The sequence below is a fragment of the Planktotalea sp. genome (assembly GCF_018607965.1).
Classification (GTDB): domain Bacteria; phylum Pseudomonadota; class Alphaproteobacteria; order Rhodobacterales; family Rhodobacteraceae; genus Planktotalea.
The window spans coordinates 5,008-7,308 of record NZ_JABBAM010000115.1; the positions used below are offsets into that span (position 1 = coordinate 5,008).

General features: G+C 51.9%; 4 protein-coding genes. 1 reads left to right on the forward strand and 3 read right to left on the reverse strand.

Annotation, left to right across the window (positions count from 1 at the left end; all coding sequences use genetic code 11):
- A partial coding sequence (locus tag QZ279_RS10765; protein WP_293450702.1) for a trypsin-like peptidase domain-containing protein occupies positions 1 to 578 on the reverse strand: 578 nt, incomplete at its 3' end.
- 289 nt (positions 579 to 867) lie between these two features.
- Between QZ279_RS10765 and rpsU the strand changes: the two genes are divergently transcribed.
- Positions 868 to 1,068 (forward strand): 30S ribosomal protein S21, encoded by a 201-nt coding sequence (rpsU, locus tag QZ279_RS10770; protein WP_293450704.1) that lies wholly within the window; start codon positions 868 to 870, stop codon positions 1,066 to 1,068.
- A gap of 390 nt (positions 1,069 to 1,458) precedes the next feature.
- Here rpsU and rplQ read toward each other — a convergent pair whose 3' ends face one another.
- Both rplQ and QZ279_RS10780 read right to left on the reverse strand, forming a co-directional pair.
- Positions 1,459 to 1,878 (reverse strand): 50S ribosomal protein L17, encoded by a 420-nt coding sequence (gene rplQ / locus QZ279_RS10775; RefSeq protein WP_293450706.1) that lies wholly within the window; start codon positions 1,876 to 1,878, stop codon positions 1,459 to 1,461.
- 139 nt (positions 1,879 to 2,017) lie between these two features.
- Positions 2,018 to 2,301: DNA-directed RNA polymerase subunit alpha C-terminal domain-containing protein (locus tag QZ279_RS10780; RefSeq protein ID WP_293450708.1), on the reverse strand; the 284-nt coding region annotated here is incomplete at its 5' end.

The following is a 2,301-nucleotide window of genomic DNA, read 5'->3' on the forward strand; positions in this document are numbered from 1 at the left end:
CGTTCGCTGCCTGTCACCCGACCGTAGCGCCCAAGCCCCGAAATGATGCCGCTTGAGACGGTTTGGCCAACGCCAAACGGGTTGCCAATGGCCAAGGCCAATTCACCTACCTCAACCGTTTCGCTATCACGTAACGCAAGGAACGGCAGATCACTCGCATCTTTTAGGCGCAAAATCGCTAGATCACTGGCCTCATCGCCCAGCATGACTTCAGCAGAGAATTCACGCCGATCGTTCAAAACCACCCGAATATCAGTGGCCTGACCAACCACGTGATAGTTGGACACAACATAGCCATCCGCCGACAGAATCACGCCCGAGCCCAGAGAGTTTTGCAACTGCGGACGGGTTTCCCCAAAATTGCCAAAGAATTCTCGAAAGAATGGATCATTCGCCATTGGGCTCGTCCGCGTTTGCACGATGCGTTTGGCGTATATGTTCACGACCGCGGGAGCCGCTTGTTTGACTAAAGTCGCAAAACTGAGGGCGATTTCAACTTGGCTTGTGGGGACGCGCGTGTCTGCAATCGCGTTGACAGGGGCAGTTATGAAAAGAGCGAATGCAAGAGCACGTAACATGTGTCACCTCAGTTTGGTTTCCCTAGATATGAGAGCCATCGCCCGTTGGCGCAAGGGGAAGCTGTAACGCAGGTTTAGGGATCTACATAAGTGTCGGTGCGCACCAAGAGCTGATCCGCCAAGCCGTCGAAAGCGACGTAAATCAGCACCGCGCAAAACGCCTTTCACAAAACGCAACACCAAGAGACGCTTCGTCGCGCGACCCTAGGCTATACAAACCTGAACCGAGTTGCTATTCGGGGTGCAAATTACACAAGATTCATCAAAATAAGAAAGGAACTCAATCCTCATGCAGGTTAGTGTTCGCGACAACAACGTTGATCAGGCCCTTCGGGTTCTTAAAAAGAAACTCCAAAAAGAAGGCGTTTTCCGTGAAATGAAGCTTAAGCAGCATTTCGAAAAGCCCTCTGAAAAGAATGCACGTCAAAAAGCAGAAGCGATTCGTCGTTCACGCAAGCTGTCCCGCAAAAAGCTTGAGCGCGAAGCATAAACTCGTTCACGACGTTCGTTAGAATTAGAAACCCGTTGTCTTTGGCAGCGGGTTTTTTAGTGTTTTATCATTGGATGGCGAACATATTTTATGTGTCCCCAAGGAAACAGAAATCTCCACGTAAATCCTTTTTGATACCGAGCATACCTTTGGCTTCTGAAATACCCCCTACGCGTCTTCCGCACCGACTCCGTAAATCTTCGCACAGAGCGCAGTGGAGACAGGTTAGCTGTAACACAGCGGCCCCTGCTCTGGATCAAAGCTTTGTTGACCTACCCTGCTATGACGACGCGGCTCTTAGCGCACGCCGACAAATTCCTATCCTCCCAAACGTAAAAAGCCCCCGCAAAATACGAGGGCTTTTCTAAGTCTATCAGCTGTAAGCGTCGCTTACTCAGCCGCGTCTGCCTCCAGAGCAACGCGGGCTTTGTCTGCCTTACCTTTGGCATCAACATCGCGGTCAACCAGTTCGATGATCGCCATCGGCGCCATGTCACCGTAGCGGAATCCCGCTTTAAGAACGCGTGTATAGCCGCCGGGACGGTCTGCGTAGCGTGGGCCGAGGATTTCGAACAGTTTTGCAACGTCCTTGTCTTCCTTCAGCTGAGCAGCGGCCTGACGACGCGCGTGCAGATCGCCGCGCTTGCCGAGTGTGATCAGCTTGTCCATCACGCGCTTCAGCTCTTTAGCTTTTGGCAGTGTTGTTTTGATTTGCTCATGCTCGATGAGCGAGCCTGACATGTTTGCCCAAAGCGCCTTGCGGTGCTCGGCTGTGCGGTTCAGGCGGCGGTAACCTTTTGCGTGACGCATGTGTCGTCTCCAATAATATGCCCTCTACGGGCTGTTTTTGCTTTGTCTGGCAGCGGATGCGTTCTCCACTACTCTCCTTGGGGCTTCTGAGGCCCTGTCGTAAAAGTCGGGCGCATGAGGTCATGCACCCGACAAATTTTTAAAAGGCGTCTTCGAACTTCTTCGCCAGATCTTCGATGTTGTCCGGTGGCCAGTCCTCAACGTCCATGCCAAGGTGTAAGCCCATACCTGACAGCACTTCTTTGATCTCGTTCAAAGATTTGCGGCCAAAGTTCGGCGTGCGCAGCATTTCTGCTTCGGTCTTCTGGATAAGATCACCGATGTACACTATATTGTCGTTCTTCAAGCAATTAGCAGAACGGACAGACAGTTCCAGCTCGTCCACTTTCTTCAACAGAAGTGGGTTGAACTCAAGACCGTCAT